General features: G+C 63.2%; 19 protein-coding genes. 16 read left to right on the top strand and 3 right to left on the bottom strand.

The window, feature by feature from the left end; all coding sequences use genetic code 11:
• Positions 1-12 precede the first annotated feature (12 nt).
• The 8 genes from dusB to hflX all read left to right on the top strand — a co-directional run bounded on the left by dusB (position 13) and on the right by hflX (position 10,161).
• Positions 13-1,035, top strand: a complete 1,023-nt coding sequence (gene dusB / locus NKJ57_RS18950) for a tRNA dihydrouridine synthase DusB (protein ID WP_023710530.1) — start codon at positions 13-15, stop codon at positions 1,033-1,035.
• Complete coding sequence (locus tag NKJ57_RS18945; RefSeq protein WP_352511973.1) at positions 1,032-2,177, top strand: two-component system sensor histidine kinase NtrB; 1,146 nt, start codon at positions 1,032-1,034, stop codon at positions 2,175-2,177. Before dusB ends, NKJ57_RS18945 begins: the two co-directional genes overlap by 4 nt.
• Positions 2,174-3,631 (top strand): nitrogen regulation protein NR(I), encoded by a 1,458-nt coding sequence (ntrC, locus tag NKJ57_RS18940; RefSeq protein ID WP_023691281.1) that lies wholly within the window; start codon positions 2,174-2,176, stop codon positions 3,629-3,631. The genes NKJ57_RS18945 and ntrC overlap by 4 nt, the downstream gene beginning before the upstream one ends.
• Positions 3,632-3,775: 144 nt before the next feature.
• Positions 3,776-6,064 carry a sensor histidine kinase NtrY-like gene (locus tag NKJ57_RS18935; protein ID WP_023688460.1) on the top strand — a complete coding sequence of 763 codons (2,289 nt, stop codon included), beginning with the start codon at positions 3,776-3,778 and terminating at the stop codon, positions 6,062-6,064.
• The gene (gene ntrX, locus NKJ57_RS18930) at positions 6,054-7,415 is read left to right on the top strand and encodes a nitrogen assimilation response regulator NtrX (RefSeq protein WP_023668929.1); all 1,362 of its coding nucleotides are present in this window, start codon (positions 6,054-6,056) and stop codon (positions 7,413-7,415) included. The genes NKJ57_RS18935 and ntrX overlap by 11 nt, the downstream gene beginning before the upstream one ends.
• A gap of 102 nt (positions 7,416-7,517) precedes the next feature.
• A complete protein-coding gene (locus NKJ57_RS18925; protein ID WP_352511974.1) occupies positions 7,518-8,378 on the top strand; it encodes a D-amino-acid transaminase in 861 nt (286 codons plus the stop codon).
• Between the two features lie 145 nt (positions 8,379-8,523).
• Entirely contained in the window at positions 8,524-8,769 is a 246-nt protein-coding gene (gene hfq / locus NKJ57_RS18920) for an RNA chaperone Hfq (protein WP_006202172.1), read from the top strand.
• On the top strand, positions 8,770-10,161 hold the full coding sequence (hflX, locus tag NKJ57_RS18915; protein ID WP_352511975.1) for a GTPase HflX: 1,392 nt from the start codon (positions 8,770-8,772) through the stop codon (positions 10,159-10,161).
• Between the two features lie 6 nt (positions 10,162-10,167).
• Here the strand turns inward: hflX and mazG are convergent, their stop codons facing one another.
• From mazG to NKJ57_RS18900, 3 genes are all read right to left on the bottom strand, one after another.
• The gene (mazG, locus tag NKJ57_RS18910; protein ID WP_023730633.1) at positions 10,168-10,992 is read right to left on the bottom strand and encodes a nucleoside triphosphate pyrophosphohydrolase; all 825 of its coding nucleotides are present in this window, start codon (positions 10,990-10,992) and stop codon (positions 10,168-10,170) included.
• Between the two features lie 76 nt (positions 10,993-11,068).
• Positions 11,069-12,253: an amino acid aminotransferase gene (locus tag NKJ57_RS18905; RefSeq protein WP_023691284.1), complete on the bottom strand. Its 1,185-nt coding sequence runs from the start codon at positions 12,251-12,253 to the stop codon at positions 11,069-11,071.
• 129 nt (positions 12,254-12,382) lie between these two features.
• Positions 12,383-12,820, bottom strand: coding sequence for a DUF3592 domain-containing protein (locus NKJ57_RS18900; RefSeq protein WP_352511976.1), 438 nt, complete (start codon positions 12,818-12,820; stop codon positions 12,383-12,385).
• 175 nt (positions 12,821-12,995) lie between these two features.
• On the opposite strand from NKJ57_RS18900, the gene NKJ57_RS18895 reads away from it, so the two are divergent.
• The 8 genes from NKJ57_RS18895 (at position 12,996) to NKJ57_RS18860 (ending at position 19,274) form a co-directional block, all read left to right on the top strand.
• Positions 12,996-13,529, top strand: coding sequence for a sigma-70 family RNA polymerase sigma factor (locus tag NKJ57_RS18895; RefSeq protein ID WP_502902046.1), 534 nt, complete (start codon positions 12,996-12,998; stop codon positions 13,527-13,529).
• Positions 13,526-14,302, top strand: a complete 777-nt coding sequence (locus tag NKJ57_RS18890) for an anti-sigma factor family protein (RefSeq protein ID WP_023741240.1) — start codon at positions 13,526-13,528, stop codon at positions 14,300-14,302. Before NKJ57_RS18895 ends, NKJ57_RS18890 begins: the two co-directional genes overlap by 4 nt.
• Positions 14,303-14,340: 38 nt before the next feature.
• Positions 14,341-15,057: a Bax inhibitor-1/YccA family protein gene (locus NKJ57_RS18885; protein WP_023710521.1), complete on the top strand. Its 717-nt coding sequence runs from the start codon at positions 14,341-14,343 to the stop codon at positions 15,055-15,057.
• Between the two features lie 175 nt (positions 15,058-15,232).
• Positions 15,233-16,111, top strand: a complete 879-nt coding sequence (locus NKJ57_RS18880; protein WP_352511980.1) for an aldose 1-epimerase family protein — start codon at positions 15,233-15,235, stop codon at positions 16,109-16,111.
• A 23-nt stretch (positions 16,112-16,134) separates the two neighbouring features.
• Positions 16,135-16,911: a pyrroline-5-carboxylate reductase gene (locus tag NKJ57_RS18875; RefSeq protein WP_352511982.1), complete on the top strand. Its 777-nt coding sequence runs from the start codon at positions 16,135-16,137 to the stop codon at positions 16,909-16,911.
• Positions 16,912-17,019: 108 nt separating this feature from the next.
• The gene (locus NKJ57_RS18870) at positions 17,020-17,796 is read left to right on the top strand and encodes a DUF8605 domain-containing protein (RefSeq protein WP_352512113.1); all 777 of its coding nucleotides are present in this window, start codon (positions 17,020-17,022) and stop codon (positions 17,794-17,796) included.
• A gap of 70 nt (positions 17,797-17,866) precedes the next feature.
• Positions 17,867-18,769, top strand: a complete 903-nt coding sequence (locus NKJ57_RS18865) for an alpha/beta fold hydrolase (protein ID WP_352511983.1) — start codon at positions 17,867-17,869, stop codon at positions 18,767-18,769.
• Between the two features lie 190 nt (positions 18,770-18,959).
• Positions 18,960-19,274 (top strand): hypothetical protein, encoded by a 315-nt coding sequence (locus NKJ57_RS18860; RefSeq protein WP_352511985.1) that lies wholly within the window; start codon positions 18,960-18,962, stop codon positions 19,272-19,274.
• The last annotated feature ends 80 nt before the right edge of the window (positions 19,275-19,354 follow it).

Genomic DNA, 19,354 nt, shown 5'->3' with positions numbered 1-19,354 from the left:
TGGTTTTTGTGCATGCCTGAAGTGATAAAATTGCCTTCGCCGCTCGACATTGGCGGCGTGACGATCCGCAACCGCGTCTTCCTCGCTCCCATGTCGGGAATAACGGACGAGCCGTTCCGGCAGCGCGCCTACGCGCATGGCGCGGGCCTGGTCGTGTCGGAAATGGTGGCGAGCGGCGAGCTTGCCAAGGGCAGGGCCGGCTGCGACCTGCGCATCCGTCATTCCGGGCTGCCCGTCCATATGGTCCAGCTTGCCGGCCGCGAGGCCGAGCACATGGCCGAGGGCGCGCGCATCGCTGCCGGCGAGGGCGCCGACATCATCGACATCAATATGGGCTGCCCGGCCAAGAAGGTGACCGGCGGCTATGCCGGCTCGGCGCTGATGCGCGATCTCGACCACGCGCTGTCGCTGATCGAAGCGGTGATCGGCGCGGTCCAAGTGCCGGTCACGGTCAAGATGCGGCTCGGCTGGGACGACAATGCGCTCAATGCACCCGTTTTGGCGCGCCGCGCCGAAGAGGCCGGTGTTAAAATGGTGACCGTGCATGGGCGCACGCGCTGCCAGTTTTATCAAGGCAAGGCCGATTGGGGCGCCATCGCCCGTATCAAGGACGCCGTCTCGATCCCGGTGGTCGCCAACGGCGATGTGGGCTCGCCCGCGGAGGCCGCCGAAATCCTTGAACAGTCGGGCGCCGACGCGGTGATGATCGGCCGCGCGCATTATGGCGCGCCATGGACGGCGGGCCACATCGCGGCAACGGCTGCGGGCGACGCGCCCTCCGGCGTGCCGGAAAGCCCGCAAGCCATGGCGGACTACATCGTTTCCCACTACGAAGACATGCTGACGCTTTACGGCGTCGAAAGTGGCTTGCGCCAGGCGCGCAAGCATCTCGGCTGGTATCTCGACCGCCACTCTGCTGGCGTTTCCGATGAGCGGCGGAAAGCCATCCTCACCTCTTTCGAACCCGCCCGCGTCATTGCCTTGCTGCATGAGGTGTTTTCCGGCGAAGCCACGCCCTTGCGGAGCGCCGCATGAACGCCACCGTTACACCGAGCGCCGATATGGCGGATGCCGCCAGTATCGTGCTGAACACCATCCGCCGTCCGGTCATCATGGTCGATCCGGACGGGTTCATCACCTACGCCAATGCCGATGCGGAAGACTTCTTCCGTTCAAGTGCCAACATGCTTGCCCGCAACACACTGTCCAAGCTGATCCCGTTCGGCAGCCCGCTGTTGCAGCTGGTCGATCAGGTGCGCGAGCGCCGTGCGCCGGTCAACGAATACCGTGTCGACGTGTCGTCGCCGCGTCTCGGCATCGAGAAGGTCGTCGATCTCTATGTCGCGCCGGTGCCGGAATTCCCAGGCTCGATCGTGGTGATGTTCCAGGAACGCTCGATGGCCGACAAGATCGACCGGCAGATGACACACAGGGGTGCCGCGCGTTCGGTCACCGGCCTTGCCGCCATGCTGGCGCATGAGATCAAGAACCCGCTGTCCGGCATTCGTGGCGCCGCACAGCTGCTCGAACTCTCGGCGTCGGACGAGGATCGCGCGCTGACCCGCCTCATCACTGACGAGACTGATCGCATAGTCTCCCTCGTCGACCGCATGGAAGTGTTTTCAGACGAGCGGCCGATTGACCGCTATCCTGTCAACATCCATGTCGTGCTGGATCATGTGAAGGCAATCGCCAAGAACGGTTTTGCCAAGAGAATCAGGATATTGGAGGACTATGATCCATCATTGCCTCCGGTTTTCGCCAACCGCGACCAACTGATCCAGGTGTTTCTCAACCTGGTCAAGAACGCCGCCGAGGCGATCGGCGGCGACCCGCAGGGCGAGATCGTGCTGTCGACTGCGTTCAGGCCGGGCATCCGCGTTTCCGTTCCCGGAACCCAGGACCGCGTGTCGCTACCGCTTGAATTCTGCGTGCGCGACAATGGGTCCGGCGTTTCGGAAGACATTCTGCCGATCCTGTTCGATCCGTTCATCACCACCAAGCCGAACGGCTCGGGGCTCGGCCTGGCGCTGGTGGCGAAAATCGTCGGCGAGCATGGCGGCATCATCGAATGCGATTCGACGCCGCGCGGCACCACCTTCCGAATCCTGATGCCGGCCTGGAAAGAAACACCCATCGACACTGCCGATGATGAAGGCGAAGGAGACCGCAAATGACGGTTCGCGGCAATATTCTCGTCGCCGACGACGATGCGGCCATCCGCACCGTGCTCAATCAGGCGCTGTCGCGCGTCGGCCATGAGGTGCGCGTGACCTCCAACGCCTCGACGCTGTGGCGCTGGGTGGCGGCGGGCGAGGGCGATCTGGTGATCACCGACGTTGTCATGCCGGACGAGAACGCCTTCGACATGCTGCCGCGCATCAAGAAGGCGCGCCCCGAGCTGCCGGTCATCGTGATGAGCGCGCAAAACACTTTCATGACGGCGATTCGTGCTTCCGAAACAGGTGCTTACGAGTATCTGCCGAAGCCGTTCGACCTGACCGAACTGCTCAACATCGTCAACCGGGCGCTGTCAGAGCCGCGCCGACCGAAGATCGATACGCGACCGGAAGAACAGCCTGACGCGATGCCGCTGGTCGGCCGGTCGGCCGCCATGCAGGACATCTACCGCATGCTGGCGCGCATGATGCAGACCGACCTGACGGTGATGATCTCGGGCGAGTCCGGCACCGGCAAGGAATTGGTGGCGCGCGCGTTGCACGAATATGGCCGTCGCCGCGGCGGTCCGTTCGTCGCCATCAACATGGCGGCGATCCCGCGCGATTTGATCGAATCGGAGCTGTTCGGCCACGAGAAGGGCGCCTTCACCGGCGCACAGAACCGCTCGACCGGCCGCTTCGAGCAGGCCGAGGGCGGCACGCTGTTCCTCGACGAGATCGGCGACATGCCGATGGAGGCGCAGACGCGGCTGCTGCGCGTGCTGCAGCAGGGCGAATACACCACGGTCGGCGGGCGCACCCCGATCAAGACCGATGTGCGCATCGTCGCCGCTACCAACAAGGATCTGCGCACGCTGATCAACCAGGGGCTTTTCCGCGAGGATCTGTTCTATCGCCTGAATGTCGTGCCGCTTCGGCTGCCGGGTTTGCGTGAGAGATCGGAAGACATTCCCGATCTGGTGCGGCATTTCTTCAAGATCGGCGCCAGCGAAGGCTTGCAGACCAAGCGCATTTCGACCGGCGGCATCGAATTGATGAAGCGCTATCCGTGGCCGGGAAACGTGCGCGAGCTGGAAAACCTGGTGCGCCGGCTTGCGGCGCTCTATTCGCAGGACGAAATATCAGCCGAAATCATCGAAGCCGAACTGAAGACAGGCGAAAGGCCGGTCGTTCCCGGCGGCGGCAATTTGATCCCGGACGATCTGTCCATCGGCCAGGCGGTGGAGCACTTCCTGCAGCGCTATTTCGCATCTTTCGCCGGTGATTTGCCGCCGGCAGGTCTCTATCAGCGCATCCTGTCCGAGGTCGAATATCCGCTGGTGCTCGCTTCCATGACGGCAACGCGCGGCAACCAGATCAAGGCGGCCGAATTGCTCGGCTTGAACCGCAACACGCTGCGCAAGAAGATTCGCGAGCTGGGCGTCAACGTCTACAAATCGTCGAGATCGTGAGCGCCTACCGCCCGATGTGACGCCAGGTCATCCCCTTTTCAGGGGATCGGTGGCCGAAAGATTTCCGTCACGGCCACACTTGTTGCATAATCGCCACAATGCGTTGCATACATCCGACGCAATCACTGGCTCTTAGACGGCGACATGGCTTCGCAAGCTCTGACATCAAACGAACCGCTTTTCAGCAGACCCGGCCAGAGGGATGGACGCCGGCTGCTTGCGTTGCCTGGCGTTGTGGCAATTGCCGGCGCGCTGGTTACGGCGGCAATCTCGTTTGCCATTCTTGTCGGCGCCACGCCGATCACGCCAGACGCAAACACAACGCTGACGCTGATTGCGGCCAATGCCTTATTTGTGCTGGCGCTGATTGCCCTCGTCGGCCGCGAGGTGCATCGCATCACCATGGCGCGCCGGCACGGCAAGGCGGCGTCGCGGCTGCATGTGCGCATCGTGACGATGTTTGCGCTGGTCGCGGCCATCCCGGCCATCATGGTGGCCATCATCGCCTCGATCACGCTCGATATCGGCCTCGACCGCTGGTTCGAGATCCGCACCAAGGCGATCGTCAACTCGTCGCTGTCGATCGCCGACGCCTATGTGCAGGAAAACGCTCGCAATCTTCAGGGCACGACGCTGTCGATGGCCTACGATCTCGATGCGTCGCGCACGCTTTACGGCCTCGATCGAACCGGCTTTCTCGACCTGATGAACAAGGAAGCCGTCGGCAGAAGCCTGGTGCATGCGGCGCTGGTCAGGGAAGACGGCTCCTTTGTCGTGAGTGCCCAGACCGATGCGGACTTCGCCATGCCGGCACCGCCTGAGGGCGCGGTGGCAAGTGCGGCCGACGGCAAGCCGGTGCTGATCGAGCCGAAGACGCGCAACATCATGGGCGCCATCATCAAGCTGCGGGAGATCGAAGGCCTCTACCTCTACACCAATCGCCTGGTCGACCCCGAAGTGATCAAGGCGAGGGCGATCGTCCAGTCCAACACCGCCGAATATCGCGGCCTGGAAGACAACAGGCGGACGTCGCAGGTGGCGTTCGCGCTGCCCTATCTGTCGCTGACGCTGATCATCATCCTGTCGGCCATCTGGACCGGCATAGCGGTGGCCGACCGTCTGGTGCGGCCCATCCGTCAGCTCATCGGCGCGGCTGACGAGGTTGCGACCGGCAATCTCGATGTCGCCGTGCCGGTACGGCCTTCCGACGGCGATGTCGCCTCGCTTGGCGATACGTTCAACAAGATGCTGCTGGAGCTTAAATCGCAGCGCAACGAGATCCTGTCGGCCAAGGATTTGATCGACGAACGGCGTCGTTTCTCGGAAGCGGTGCTGGCCGGCGTCACCGCCGGCGTCATCGGCGTCGATCCCTACGGCATCGTCTCCATCGTCAACAAATCGGCCGAAACGATGCTGGCCATATCGGCCACGGCGGCGCTGGGGCAGAACCTGTCCGCCGTGCTACCGCATGTCGGCCGTGTCTTCGAGATCGGCCGCAAATCCGGCAAGCCGGTCTATCGCGAGCAGGTCACCTTCTATCGCACCGGCGCCGAGCGTACCTTCAACGTGCAGATCACCATCGAGGCCGGCGACGACGGCGAGGAGGAGAAATCCTACGTCGTGACGGTCGACGACATCACCGATCTGGTCCAGGCACAGCGCTCGTCGGCCTGGGCGGATGTGGCGCGGCGTATCGCACATGAAATCAAGAACCCGCTGACGCCGATCCAGCTCTCGGCCGAGCGCATCAAGCGACGCTTCGGCAAGGTCATCACCGAAGACCGCGAGATTTTCGACCAGTGCACCGACACGATCATCCGGCAGGTCGAGGATATCGGCCGCATGGTCGACGAGTTCTCGGCTTTCGCCCGCATGCCCAAGCCCGAGATGAAAGCCATCGATCTGCGTGAATCGCTGCGCGAGGCGTCGTTCCTGGTCGAAGTCAGCCGCGCCGACATTGCTTTCGAACGCGTGTTCGGCAACGAACCGCTCAAGGGCACGTTCGATAGCCGATTGATGGCGCAGGCTTTCGGCAACGTCATCAAGAACGCGGCCGAGGCGATTGACGGGCTGGAACAAAAGGACGGTTCGCACGGCATAATCCGGATTCAAGCTGCCCGGCAGAATGGCGCGATCAGAATCGACGTCATCGACAATGGCAAAGGCTTGCCGCGCGAGAACCGCCAAAGGCTGCTCGAGCCCTACATGACGACGCGCGAGAAGGGCACCGGGCTCGGTCTCGCCATCGTCAAGAAGATCGTGGAGGACCATGGCGGGCGGCTCGAATTGCACGATGCGCCCGCGGATTTCCACGGTGGACGCGGCGCGATGATCTCGATCATCCTGCCGCCAGCTGCCGCAACCGCGCCGCCACGCGGTCAAGGCGAAACGGAACACGAACGAGAAACTGAAAAGGTCGGTAATGGCGTCTGATATTCTCATCGTCGATGACGAGGAAGACATCCGTGAACTCGTCGCGGGCATATTGAGCGACGAAGGGCATGAAACCCGCACGGCATTCGATGCCGACAGCGCGCTCGCGGCAATCGCCGACCGGGCGCCGCGGCTGATTTTCCTCGACATCTGGTTGCAGGGCTCGCGCCTCGACGGGCTGGCGCTGCTCGACGAGATCAAGACGATGCATCCGAGCCTGCCGGTGGTGATGATCTCCGGCCACGGCAATATCGAGACAGCGGTGTCGGCCATCCGCCGCGGCGCCTATGATTTCATCGAGAAGCCGTTCAAGGCCGACAGGCTGATCCTGATCGCCGAGCGGGCGCTCGAAACCTCGAAATTGCGGCGCGAGGTGTCCGACCTCAAGCAGCGCAGCGGCGAAACTTTCGACCTGATCGGCATGTCGTCGGCGATGAGCCAGCTGCGCCAGACCATCGAGCGCGTGGCGCCGACCAACAGCCGCGTCATGATCATCGGTCCGTCCGGCTCGGGCAAGGAGCTCGCCGCGCGCGCCATCCACACGCTGTCGACGCGCAAGGGCGCGCCGTTCGTGACGCTGAGCGCGGCCAACATCACGCCCGAGCGCATGGAGATCGAGCTGTTCGGCACCGAATCGAACGGCACCGAGCGCAAGGTCGGCGCGCTTGAAGAGGCGCACCGCGGCATTCTCTACATCGACGAAGTGGCCGACATGCCGCGCGAGACGCAGAACAAGATTTTGCGCGTGCTGGTCGAACAGCAGTTCGAGCGGGTCGGCGGCACCAAGCGGGTCAAAGTCGACGTCCGCATCATCTCCTCGACCTCGCAGAACCTGGAGGCGATGATCGCCGACGGCCGTTTTCGCGAAGACCTCTATCACCGCCTGGCGGTGGTTCCGGTCATGGTGCCGGGCCTGGCCGAGCGGCGAGAGGACATTCCCTATCTCGTCGACAATTTCATGAAGCAGATCGCTCGCCAGGCCGGCATCAAGCCGCGCCGCATCGGCGACGATGCGCTTGCCGTGCTGCAGGCGCACAACTGGCCGGGCAATGTCCGCCAGCTGCGCAACAATGTCGAACGGCTGATGATCCTGGCGCGTGGCGACGATATCGATGCGCCGATCACCGCCGACCTGTTGCCGTCGGAGATCGGCGATGTCATGCCGCGCACGCCGAACCAGTCCGACCAGCACATCATGGCGCTGCCGCTGCGCGAGGCGCGCGAACAGTTCGAGAAGGACTATCTGATCGCCCAGATCAACCGTTTCGGCGGCAACATCTCGAAGACGGCGGAATTCATTGGCATGGAGCGCTCGGCGCTGCACCGGAAACTGAAGTCGCTGGGGGTCTGATCCCCATTGTTGTTGGTCCAGCGGGCCGTGGCCCGTGCAATTGCCGGTTACGGCAGCGGCGGAATCGCCTAGAAATAGCGAGACTGTTCTGAGGGATAACCCATGCCGCGCATTGCCTATGTGAACGGGCGCTATGTCGCCCATGCCGACGCTGCCGTGCATATCGAGGATCGCGGCTATCAGTTCGCCGACGGCGTCTACGAGGTCTGCGAGGTGGCGCAGGGCTTTATCGTCGACATGCCGCGCCATCTTGCCCGGCTGAGCCTCTCCCTTAGCGAATTGTCGATCGACTGGCCGGTCACCAAGGGTGTGCTGCCGCTTCTTCTGCGCGAAATCGTCCGGCGCAACCACGTCGTCAACGGCCTGGTCTATGTCCAGGTTACGCGCGGTGTTGCCAGCCGCGACTTCGTTTTCCCGGCCGATACACCGTCATCGCTGGTGATTACGGCCAGAAAGGCCGACCCGGTGGCGGCCGCCAAGCGAGCCGAGGCGGGCATCAAGGTCATCACCGTGCCGGAAAACCGTTGGGACCGGGTCGACATCAAGAGCACCGGCCTGCTGCCCAACGTGCTGGCCAAGCAGAAGGCCAAGGAGGCCGGCGCCCAGGAAGCCTGGTTCGTCGACACCGATGGCAACGTCAAGGAGGGCGGCTCGTCCAACGCCTGGATCGTTACAAGGGACGGCGTTCTGGTCACCCGGCCGGCGGAGCATGGCATCCTGCGCGGCATCACCCGCACGACCATGTTCGAAGTGGCGGCAAAGCTCGGGTTGACGATCGAGGAGCGCGGGTTTTCAGTCACTGAAGCCAAGGCGGCGCGAGAAGCTTTCATCAGTTCGGCAACGACAATCGCCATGCCGGTCGTGGCAATCGACGGTGCCGCGGTCGCCAATGGGCACCCCGGTTCGATAACACTTTCATTGCGGCAAGCCTTTTTTGACGTTGCGGAAAAAAGTCCAGCCTGATAACCGCACAGACGGACTGCACATCAATATATCTCGTTCTGCTTGTCGTTACTGACGGCAAGGGGGTGTTTGCAAGCTTGACATGTGCCCGCTAATTTGGCGCATTAGCCTGCAAACCGAAGGGGATCGGCGAAAGACAAGAACAATGGCGGAACGATCGCAAAACCTTCAGGACCTGTTCCTGAATTCTGTTCGCAAGAGCAAAAATCCACTCACCATCTTTCTCATCAACGGCGTCAAGCTGACCGGCGTGGTCACTTCCTTCGACAATTTTTGTGTTCTGCTGCGCCGTGACGGCCACTCCCAGCTCGTCTACAAGCATGCCATTTCCACGATCATGCCGAGCCAGCCGGTTCAGATGTTCGATGGCGAGGAAAGCCAGGGCGCCTGATTGGCACGTGAAAAAGACGCGGACCGCGGCGTCCGCGGGAAACCAGCACATAATTCCGGGACGGAAGCCACAGGTCCGACCCGGGCGGTTGTCATCGTGCCGGTGCTTACCCGGCATCAGCGCAACGATGACGAAACGAACCGTCCACGGCTGACGCGTTCGGCGGATGCGCGCCACGACGAAGCGGTCGGCCTTGCCCGCGCCATCAACCTGGATCTGATCCACACGGCGGTGGTCACCGTCAACGATCCACGCCCGGCAACCTTGCTCGGCAGCGGCAAGGTCGCGGAATTCGCCGAGATCGTCAAAGAGGGTCACGCGGAGGTGGTCATCGTCGACCATCCGCTGACGCCGGTGCAGCAGCGCAATCTCGAAAAAGAAATGAATGCCAAGGTGCTCGACCGCACCGGATTGATCCTGGAGATTTTTGGCGAGCGCGCGCGGACCAAGGAGGGCACGCTGCAGGTCGAACTTGCCCATCTCAACTACCAGAAGGGCCGCCTGGTGCGGAGCTGGACCCACCTTGAACGCCAGCGCGGCGGAGCCGGCTTCCTCGGCGGCCCCGGCGAAACCCAGATCGAGTCGGACCGGCGGCAGCTGCAGGAAAAAATCATCAAGCTCAAGCATGAGCTGGAAACGGTGCGCCGCACCCGCGACCTGCACCGCGCCAAGCGCAAGAAGGTGCCGTTCCCGGTGGTGGCGATTGTCGGCTACACCAATGCCGGAAAGTCGACGCTGTTCAACCGGCTGACCGGGGCCGACGTGCTGGCCGAAGACATGCTGTTTGCAACGCTCGACCCGACGCTGCGCCGCGTGCGCCTGCCGCACGGCACGCCGGTCATCCTGTCGGACACAGTCGGCTTCATTTCGGACCTGCCGACGCATCTGGTCGCCGCCTTCCGCGCCACGCTGGAAGAGGTCGTCGAGGCCGATCTGGTCATCCACCTGCGCGATATTTCGGATCCGGATACCGCAGCGCAAGCCGAGGACGTCGAGCGCATTCTCGCCGATCTCGGCGTCGATGCCGGCGATGCCAAGCGCGTCGTCGAAGTGTGGAACAAGGTCGACCTTCTCGACGACGGCAACCGGGAGCGCCTGCTCGCCGACGGCACTGACGCCAACAAGGCGCCGCCGATCGCCATCTCGGCCGTCACCGGCGAAGGCATCGATGCGCTGAAGGCGCTGATCGAGACCAGGATGTCGGGCGAACTGGAGGAATTGACGGTGACGATCGAACCGGCGCAGTTCGGCCTTGTCGACTGGCTCTACCGCAATGGCGACGTCGTTTCGCGGGTAGACAATGAGGATGGCAGCGCGACCATCGCACTCAAGGCCACGCACAGCGCGCGGCATGAGATCGAAAGCCGATTGCACCGCAAAAACAGGCAGTAAGCCTGATTATTTCGCGCTCTTGGCCTGCTGCCAGAGCACTTCCATCTCGTCCAGCGTGGCTTTTTCGAGCGTGCTTCCCGATGCATCGATCGCGCGCTCGACATAGTGGAAGCGCGAGCGGAATTTTTCGTTGGTGCCGCTAAGCGCCGCTTCCGAATCGAGCTTGAGGTGACGCCCCAGATTGACGACGGCAAACAGCATGTCGCCGAATTCGTCCTTGATCTCAGCCGTTTCGCCCTTAGCCAGTGCCTCGCGCAGCTCGCCGATCTCTTCCTCGATCTTGTCGAGGATGGGTGCTGCCTCGCTCCAGTCGAAACCGACACGCGCTGCCTTTTCCTGCAGCTTCAGCGCACGAGTCAAAGCGGGCAGGGCGACGGGCACGCTGTCCAGGAAACCCTTGCCATGGTCTTCGGGGTCGAGGCCGCGGGCGAGGCGCGCACTTCGCTTTTCGGCTTTTTCCTCAGCCTTGATCTTTTCCCACATGCCCTTTGCCATGCCGGCGCTGCGCGCCTTCTCGTCGCCGAAGACATGCGGATGGCGCCGGATCATCTTGGTGGTGATGGCCTCGACCACATCACCGAAGGCAAAATCGCCGGCTTCCTCAGCCATCTGCGCGTGGTAGACGACCTGCAGCAGGAGATCGCCGAGTTCGTCGCGCAGATCGTCGAGATCGCCGCGCGCGATGGCGTCGGCCACCTCATAGGCTTCCTCGATCGTATAGGGCGCGATGGTCGAGAAATCCTGCTCGATGTCCCAGGGACAACCGGTCTTCGGCGCCCTGAGCGCCGCCATGATCTCGATCAGCCGGGAAATGTCGCGCGAAGGTTTCATGCGGCGAATGCTATCCCGCTGCCTGTCGTGCGGCCAACGGCGTCAGCCGGAGAGGGGAGATTGTCCACAGCGAGCTTCAGCCGAGTACCGACACAACCGCCTTGGCGAGGTCATCCATGCCGTCCTCGGGCAGGCCGGCGACGTTGATGCGGCTGTCGCCGACCATGTAGACGCCATACTCGGCACGCAGCCGCTCGACTTGCGCCTCGGTCAGGCCAAGCCTGGAAAACATGCCGCGATGGCTGGCGATGAAGTCGAAGCGGTCGGAGTTGGACTGCCGGCGCAGCGCGTCGGCGAACTGGACGCGCAGCCTCAGCATGCGCAGCCGCATCTCCTCCAGCTCCGCCTCCCAGTCGGCGCGAAGGCCATCATCTTCCAGCACCATGCGCACGGCGGCGGCGCCATGGTCAGGCGGCATCGAATACATGGCGCGCGCCGCCGCCAGCATCTGGCTCATCGCCACATCGGCTTGCGCACCATCCTTCGCCAGGATCATCGCCGCGCCGACGCGGTCGCGGTAGACGGCAAAGTTCTTCGAGCAGCTCGAGGCAACGACCATTTCAGGCACCTTGCCCGCGAGAAGGCGCAAGCCGGCCGCATCGGCGTCCAGGCCTTCGCCAAAGCCCTGATAGGCAATGTCGACAAAGGGCAACAGCCCGCGCTCGACGACAAGATCGGTGACGCTGGCCCATTGCGCGATATCGAGATTGGCGCCGGTCGGGTTATGGCAGCAGCCATGCAGCAGCACGATATCGCCGGGCTCGGCTGCGCCAAGCGTTGCCAGCATCTCGTCGAAGCGCACCGCGCCGGAAACGGCATCGAAATAGGGATAATCGCGCACCTTGAGGCCGGCCCCGCGCATCACCGGCGGGTGGTTCGGCCATGTCGGGTCCGACAGCCAGACGGTTGCGTCGGGGCGGGTCCGCTTCAACAGCTCCGCCACCAGCCGCAGCGCGCCGGAACCGCCAGGCGCTTGCGCGGCGCGGATGCGCGTCATGTCGGCAGCGGGGCCGAAGGCCAGCTTGACCATCGCCGTGTTGAAGCCGGTGTCGCCGGCAAGGCCGAGATAGGTCTTGGTGTCCTGGTCCTGCAGCAACCGCTTCTCGGCCTCGCGCAGGGCGCGCATGACCGGCGTCCTGCCGTCGCGGTCCTTGTAGACGCCGACGCCGAGATCGATCTTGCCGGGGCGCGGATCGGCGCGATAGAGGCCGATCAAGGCGATGATCTTGTCAGCCGGGGCAGGTTGCAGGGTCTCGAACATCAATACGGCTCCAATGGCGGCGGAGTAATACGCAAAGCGGCCGCGTTTCGCCAGTGCTTCCATCTGCGCCAGTCCGCTAGCGTACTGGACCGTTACGCCAAGCTTTGTCTGTACGGCAGGGGTCGGCGGCTATGGCGACGGGTTCATTCCAATCCGCCGGATAAGCACCCGTCCAATCACGGCGAGACCGATGCCGGTCAGCAGGGAGAAACCGCCGAGCATGCCGGCCAGCCCGGCAAGGAACCAGCGTCCGGCGAAGCTGTCGACGGAGGCATTTTGCGGATTGGTTGGGTCGTAAGCGACAGGGACGCTGTCGCCATCACCCCAGAACGAGCTGTGGACGGCATTGTTGAAGCGGATGACGGTGCCGTCGGCGGTCGAGAACTCGATGCGGGGATTGTATTCGTTGGCGACAATCCTGCCTGTCGCCGAAGCGGTACGAGGGCCGTACATCTCGACGATGGCCAGCACGCCGGAAGCGATCAGTCCGACAATGCCAAAGATGATGAACACCCTGCCGACGACCGGCAACGCTGCAAAACCCGTTACACGACTACCATTGGCCATCTTTTGCTCCCGGGAACGACGGAGAAGGCTAGATCGTCATCATAGAGCAAACATCTGCCGCACGGGAGATGGGTAAGTGCGCAGCGGACTTCTGATTGCATGATGCCTATTGTGGCGACGCAAAAAAGTTTTGGTGGCGATGGATTAAGATCCCCGCCTGTTCCGTAAACAGGGCATGAAACGGTCGATGCCACGCTTCGATATTGTCGGACAGCTGGGTTCGCTCAGGCGCTACGCACGCTCGCTGACGCGCGACGGCACTGACGCCGAGGATCTGGTGCACGATGCGCTGGTGCGCGCCTATGAGCGGCGCGACATATTCCGCTCGGGCGGCAATCTGCGGGCATGGCTGCTGTCGATCGTCCACAACGCTTTCATCGACAAGATGCGCTCGCGCCGGTCGGAAGCGGTGCGCGTCGAGCAGGCCGGCTATCTCACCGATGCCAGCACGCCGGCGCCGCAGGAACATTCCGTGCGCCTGGCGCAGGTGCGCGAGGCCTTTTTCAGTCTGCCGGAGGAGCAGCGTTCGGCGCTGCATCTGGTCGCCATCGAGGGCCTTTCCTACCAGCAGGCCGCCGACGCCAGCGGGGTGCCGCTGGGCACGCTGATGTCGCGCATCGGCAGGGCGCGCGCAGCACTGCGCGAGATGGAAAACGCTGCACCTTCGCCGGCCAAAAGCCATCTGAGGATCGTGGGAGACCCGTCATGACCGACCTGTTGCGGGACCCGGTGACCGATACCGATCTCGACGCCTATGTCGACGACCAGCTGGATGTCGCGCGCCGCATCGAGGTCGAGGCGTTCCTGTCGGCTCGTCCGGAGGCTGCGGCGCGGGTGATGTCCGACTTGAGGACGCGCGACGAACTGCGCCTGGCGCTGGCTGCTTCCACAGGCATGGCGCGGCCGGCGACGACTGAAGTCGCGCGCCGGCTGGGCAGGGGGCTGGCCAGTCGCCGCGTCTTCGCCGTGCTGCAGCGGGCGGCCGCGGTCGCCGTCTTTGTCGCTGCCGGCTGGCTGGCGAACGGCCTCTTCGGGCCGCTGCTGGTGACCAAGGTCGTGGCTTCGCCGCCGCCGCCCGCCTATGTCGAAGAAGCGATCCGGGCGCACAAGACGACGCTCATGCGCGAGGCGATGCCCTCGCAGTTGGAGGCGCCCAACTACAATGGCGACGAAATCCGCGCCGCCACCGCAATCGTCATGCCATCGCTGCCCAAGGACTGGAAGGTCCGCGACGTGCAGATCTATCCGTCGCGCTTCGGGCCGAGCGTCGAAGTGGCGCTGGAGACGAAGGATATGGGGCTGGTCTCGCTGTTTGCGATCCGGCCCGGAACCTTCGACGTGGTCAAGCCTGCCATCGCGCCCTCCGGCGACATCTCCTCTGCCTATTTCCAGATCGGCGAGGTCGCGTACGCGGTCGTCGCGCGCAGCGATGTCCACGACCTCGACCGCGCCGCCGAGACGCTTGCCAAGACACTTTACTGATCAGGACACTTTACTGAGACCACATAAGGAGAACCCGCATGAATACCCCTGACCTCGGATACCGCATGGGCACTGGCGCGCGCGCCGGCGCCGTCTATGACGAGGGCCTGCGCAGCCACATGCTGCGCGTCTATAACTATATGGGCATCGGCCTCGTCGTCACCGGCATCGTCGCCATGGTGGTCGCTTCGACGCCGGCCCTCTACGTGCCGATCTTTTCCAGCCCGCTGAAATGGGTGGTGATGCTGGCGCCGCTCGCCTTCGTGTTGCTGTTCTCGTTCAAGATGCAGACGATGTCGGCGGCGAGCGCCCAGTTGATGTTCTGGGCCTTCTGCGCGGTGATGGGCCTGTCGCTGGCTTCGGTGTTCCTGGTCTTCACCGGCACCAGCATCGCGCGCACCTTCTTCATCACCGCCACGATGTTCGGCGCCACCAGCCTCTACGGCTACACGACCAAGCGCGACCTGACCCAGTTCTCGTCCTTCCTGATCATGGGCCTGATCGGTGTGGTGATCGCCAGCGTCGTCAACATCTTCCTTGGCTCGACCGCGCTGCAGTTCGCCATCTCGGTGATCGGCATTGCCGTCTTTGTCGGCCTGACCGCCTGGGACACGCAGACGATCAAGGAACAGTATGCGGAGAATTTCGATGCGGAATCGCAGCAGAAGCTCGCCGTCTTCGGCGCGCTGTCGCTGTACCTGAACTTCGTCAACATCTTCCAGCTGTTGCTGAATTTCACCGGCGAGCGCGAATAGTCGAACCGTAGCAGGGCAACAATCTCGATCTCGCAGTGGCCGGAGGAGAATCTCCGGCCACCGTCGTTTTTGCCGTCGAGACATCGCTCCTCTATCAGCGCGATGTCGCTGCGCCCTTGAGTCCATGCGGGCTTTTGCTAACCTGCCGCTCGCACGCAGCTTTCCGCGAGAACGCATGGAACAAGTGACGCTTCACGGCGACGGCATTTCGGCGACCATTGTCGGGCAGGGGGCCGAGCTCGTCTCCTTGCGCAATGCCGAGGGTCTGGAGTTTTTGTGGCAGGCCGGGCCGGAATGGCGGCGGCATTCGCCGGTGCTGTTTCCGATCGTCGGCCGGCTGAACGGCGACCAGCTTCGCCATCGGGGCCAGGTCTATCCCCTGACGCAGCACGGATTTGCCCGCGACAAGCCATTTGTGTGGGCTGACGCGAGCCCCCGATCCTGCACGCTGGTGTTGACCGACGATGCCGATACACGCACGCGCTATCCGTTCGCCTTTCGCCTTGCCATCACCTACACGCTCGAGCGTCGCGAACTTGGTGTGAGCTTCGAGATTGCCAACACCGGCGACGAGACGCTGCCAGCCTCCATCGGTGCACATCCGGCTTTCAATTGGCCATTGCAGCCGGGGCTCGCCAAGACAGACTACCACCTGACCTTTGCCCAGAACGAGCCGGCGCCGATCCGCCGGCTGAAGGATGGCCTGGTGGTGGCTGCACCACAGCCGACGCCCATCGAAGGCAAAACGCTGGCGCTTTCCGAACAGCTGTTCGAGGCAGACGCCGTGATCCTCGACCGGCCGGCCAGCACCAGCGTGCGCTATGCCGCCGCGAACGGTGCGGCGATCGAGATGTCGTGGCAGGGTTTTAAGGAATTGGGCATCTGGTCGAAGCCGGGCGGCGCTCCGTTCCTGTGTATCGAACCCTGGCACGGGCTTGCCAGCCCCGTGGATTTCGATGGCGAGTTCGCGGACAAGCCGGGCGTGATGCTGATCGCGCCCGGTGAAAAGCGCGTGCTGAGCTATCAGGTACGGCTCGAGCATGCGCCGCTGTGACCGATGAACCAGAGACAGGCGCGATGAAACTTGGCTTCATCGGCACGGGTGCCCTTACAGCGGCCATTGTCAGCGGGCTCAAATCCGTCGCGGATAACTCCGTCTCCGTGCTGCTGTCGCCGCGCAATGAAGAGATCGCCGCAGAGCTGGCAGCCCGTTATCCGGATGTGTGTATCGCTGATGACAATCAGGCAGTTCTCGATCAATGCGACCTAGTCATGCTGGCTGTCCGGCCGCAAATTGCGCATGACGTCCTGCCGGGTTTGCGGTTTCGGCGCGAGCATCACCTCATCAGCTTGATCGCCACGCTGCCGCGCGAGGAGATTGCCGGCTTGACCGCACCCGCGCACCAGGTGACGAAAGCGCTGCCCATGCCGATGATTGCCCACCGGCTGGGGGCAACGATCATCTGCCCGCCGGATGCCACTGTCGCTGCCTTGTTTGGCAATCTGGGGAAAGTGATCGAGGTCGAGAACCCAGCCGAATTCAATGCGTTGAGCGTGGCCGCCGCAACCTATGCCAGCTCCTTCAGATATCTCGATACGATCAACAGCTGGCTCAAGAGGAATGACGTCGAGGAAGGGAAGGGGCGCGATTACATCGCCTCGCTTTTCAAAGCCTTGGGATGCGCTCCTGATATGTCGCCGGATGCCGACTTCATGCATCTGGCGCAGGACTATGCGACGCGCGGCGGCATCAACGAACAGGTTCTTCGCGAACTCACGGCGAGAAACGTGTTCGAGGCGCTCACCGAGAGCCTGGACGGCGTACACCGGCGCATCGTCGGCGATACGCCTTGATGGGCGGTACCTTGAAATTTCCCTGATGATCAGGAGTATGGCTCCAACGGATGTTCCGGACCGTTTCGGGAGGGTCGGCGGGTGCCTGGATGCTTGAAATTGGGCTTTGTGGCAGCGGCGCTGGCTGTGCTGATTGTCTTTCCGGTCGCTGCCGCCGACATCGACCGCGCCAGCCTCTACCGCGCGCAATCGGTGACCAGCGGCACTGGCGAGGAGAACCGGGCCTGGGGCCTGGCGCCGTGCCTTGAAGAGGTGCTGGTCAAGGTTTCCGGCGACCCGCGGCTGATCGGCGACCCGCGTGTTGCGGACATGAGCCGGCACGCGGCCGACTATGTCACTGGTGTCGGCTACCGCGACCTGCTCAACAACCGCCCGCCGCATGACGAGCAGGGCACCCACGACCGGCCGCATTACATCACCGCCGATTTCGACCCGGACAAGATCGATGCATTGCTGGCGTCGCTCGGGCGCAAACCGTGGGCGGTGCCGCGGCCAAAAATCGTCGCACTGCTGGATGTAAGGCCGATGAAAGGCGACGGCTTCACGCTGGTGCGCGATGGCGGCGGCGAGCTTGCGGCGGATATGCGCGTTGCGCTAGCGGACGCGGCGCACCGGACCGGTTTGCCGCTGGAGTTGCCTCGGCCGTCCGACGTCGCGCTCGCCGACGTGGCCAACACGCTGGATGGGGACGCCCTGCTTGCCGGCACTTTGGTATGGCGCCAGGAAGCGCTGGGCTGGGTCGGCGACTGGCGGCTCAGCTTCAAGGATAAGGAGTATCGCTGGCAGGTACGTGGCGTCAGTTTCGACGATGCGTTCCGCAACGCCACGCGCGGAACGCTGCAGATCCTGTCGGGCAATGGAGAGCCGGAAGCCGTCACGCCCTGACTTCAAGGGAACCTTCTTTCTCGAGCGCCGTAAACAAAGTGGCGGGCAAGCTTTGAGCAAGGAGGTATAATTGCAACATCGCCGGATCGACATTGACGGAAACAGCATCTTCTATCGCGAGGACGGCCCGCCTGATGCTCCCGTCCTTCTCCTGCCGCACGGCTATCCGTGCTCGTCCTATCAATTCCGACGGTTGATGCCGGCACTTGCCGATCGCTGGCATACATTCGCACCGGACTTTCCCGGCTTTGGCTATAGCGCCACGCCCGAAATGTCGGACTTTGGCTATGATTTCGATGCCTATGCCGGGTTTCTGACAGCTTTCGCCGATGCGCTCGGCACGTCGCGCTATGCGCTCTGGCTGCACGATTATGGCTCTCAGATCGGACTGCGCCACGCCATCGCACATCCCGAGCGCATCGCCGCACTCATCATCCAGAACGGCGATATATACCAGGATGTTCTCGGGCCGAAATACGCTGGGATAAAAGCCTATTGGAAGGAAAAGACGCCCGAAAAGCACCGGCCGTTGGAAGAGGCGGTGAGCGAGGAGGGGTTCCGGCACGAGTTTATCGGAGAGGTGGATTACGCTGTAGCCGAGCGCGTGCCTCCCGATCTTTGGAAACTCCACTGGCCTTTGATGGACACGCCGATCCGCCGGCGGCTCGCGGTCGGCCTGATGGAGAAGCTGGAGGCGAACCTCGGCTGGTTCCCGCGCTATCAGAGCTATCTGCGCGAGCACCAACCGCAGACGCTCATTGTCTGGGGCCCCGAGGATGGTTACATGCCGGCACAATCGGCGCATGCCTACCACCGCGATTTGCCGGAAGCAGAACTTCATCTCATCGGCGGCGCCGGCCACTGGCTGCTCGAAACCCATTTCGATGAGGCGCTTCCCCTGGTGCGCGATTTTCTGGCGCGCGTCCACAGTCAGGAAGCGAAAGGGACGGGCCGGGCGGCCGGCCGGGCGTAGACCCCTCCGTTGCGGCCACCCGATCAATCTGCAACCATGGCGTCACGATGGAGAAGTCTGCCGCGCCCTGGCCTCTGCTGCAAATCGCGATCGAGCCGAAGTCGCGGGCCGATCAGGAGAATCTGCTTGTCACTTCGTCCAAGCTCGCGCCTGACGACCGCGACCCACCGGCCGCCATGGCCATGGCCAGATGACGTCGCCAAAATTCTCCTCGCGGGCAGGGTTCCTTGTCGGCCTCGGCATCACGCCCGTCGCCTTTTTCCTGGCGCTCTATTCGGCCGGAGCCGGGCATGGCGACTATGGGCTGGCGCGACTTCTCTATCCGGTCCCCATGCTGGCAACGCTGTTGACCAACACAACGATCACCGGCCGCTGCGCTGCAGTTCCTGCCTATGGGGCATTTGTTGCGGGCGCCGGCGGCTCCAGATGGCTGGCCCTTGGCGTCTTCCATCTTGTTGCAATCGCAGCAGCCTTCAGCGGCCTCCTGGAAAGCTTTTCGGGATGACGCTCCTGTTCGTTATCCTGGTGCCAGCCCGTCGAGCAGGAAGTCGAGGCCTTTGCGAAAGGCGCCATCCCTTGAGAAAT

Source organism: Mesorhizobium sp. M0077 (genome assembly GCF_040322955.1).
GTDB lineage: Bacteria > Pseudomonadota > Alphaproteobacteria > Rhizobiales > Rhizobiaceae > Mesorhizobium.
The sequence above is the reverse complement of the archived record's forward strand: the minus strand, read 5'-3'. Positions and strand labels throughout refer to the sequence as shown.

Coding starts and splice junctions, on each gene's coding strand:
- NKJ57_RS18905 (WP_023691284.1), bottom strand. CDS start 12,253: ATGTTCGAGACCCTGCAACCTGCCCCGGCTGACAAGATCATCGCCTTG.
- NKJ57_RS18885 (WP_023710521.1), top strand. CDS start 14,341: ATGAATACCCCTGACCTCGGATACCGCATGGGCACTGGCGCGCGCGCC.
- ntrC (WP_023691281.1), top strand. CDS start 2,174: ATGACGGTTCGCGGCAATATTCTCGTCGCCGACGACGATGCGGCCATC.
- mazG (WP_023730633.1), bottom strand. CDS start 10,992: ATGAAACCTTCGCGCGACATTTCCCGGCTGATCGAGATCATGGCGGCG.
- ntrX (WP_023668929.1), top strand. CDS start 6,054: ATGGCGTCTGATATTCTCATCGTCGATGACGAGGAAGACATCCGTGAA.
- NKJ57_RS18875 (WP_352511982.1), top strand. CDS start 16,135: ATGAAACTTGGCTTCATCGGCACGGGTGCCCTTACAGCGGCCATTGTC.
- NKJ57_RS18925 (WP_352511974.1), top strand. CDS start 7,518: ATGCCGCGCATTGCCTATGTGAACGGGCGCTATGTCGCCCATGCCGAC.
- dusB (WP_023710530.1), top strand. CDS start 13: ATGCCTGAAGTGATAAAATTGCCTTCGCCGCTCGACATTGGCGGCGTG.
- NKJ57_RS18935 (WP_023688460.1), top strand. CDS start 3,776: ATGGCTTCGCAAGCTCTGACATCAAACGAACCGCTTTTCAGCAGACCC.
- hfq (WP_006202172.1), top strand. CDS start 8,524: ATGGCGGAACGATCGCAAAACCTTCAGGACCTGTTCCTGAATTCTGTT.
- NKJ57_RS18895 (WP_502902046.1), top strand. CDS start 12,996: ATGAAACGGTCGATGCCACGCTTCGATATTGTCGGACAGCTGGGTTCG.
- NKJ57_RS18900 (WP_352511976.1), bottom strand. CDS start 12,820: ATGGCCAATGGTAGTCGTGTAACGGGTTTTGCAGCGTTGCCGGTCGTC.
- NKJ57_RS18880 (WP_352511980.1), top strand. CDS start 15,233: ATGGAACAAGTGACGCTTCACGGCGACGGCATTTCGGCGACCATTGTC.
- NKJ57_RS18890 (WP_023741240.1), top strand. CDS start 13,526: ATGACCGACCTGTTGCGGGACCCGGTGACCGATACCGATCTCGACGCC.
- NKJ57_RS18945 (WP_352511973.1), top strand. CDS start 1,032: ATGAACGCCACCGTTACACCGAGCGCCGATATGGCGGATGCCGCCAGT.
- NKJ57_RS18860 (WP_352511985.1), top strand. CDS start 18,960: ATGACGTCGCCAAAATTCTCCTCGCGGGCAGGGTTCCTTGTCGGCCTC.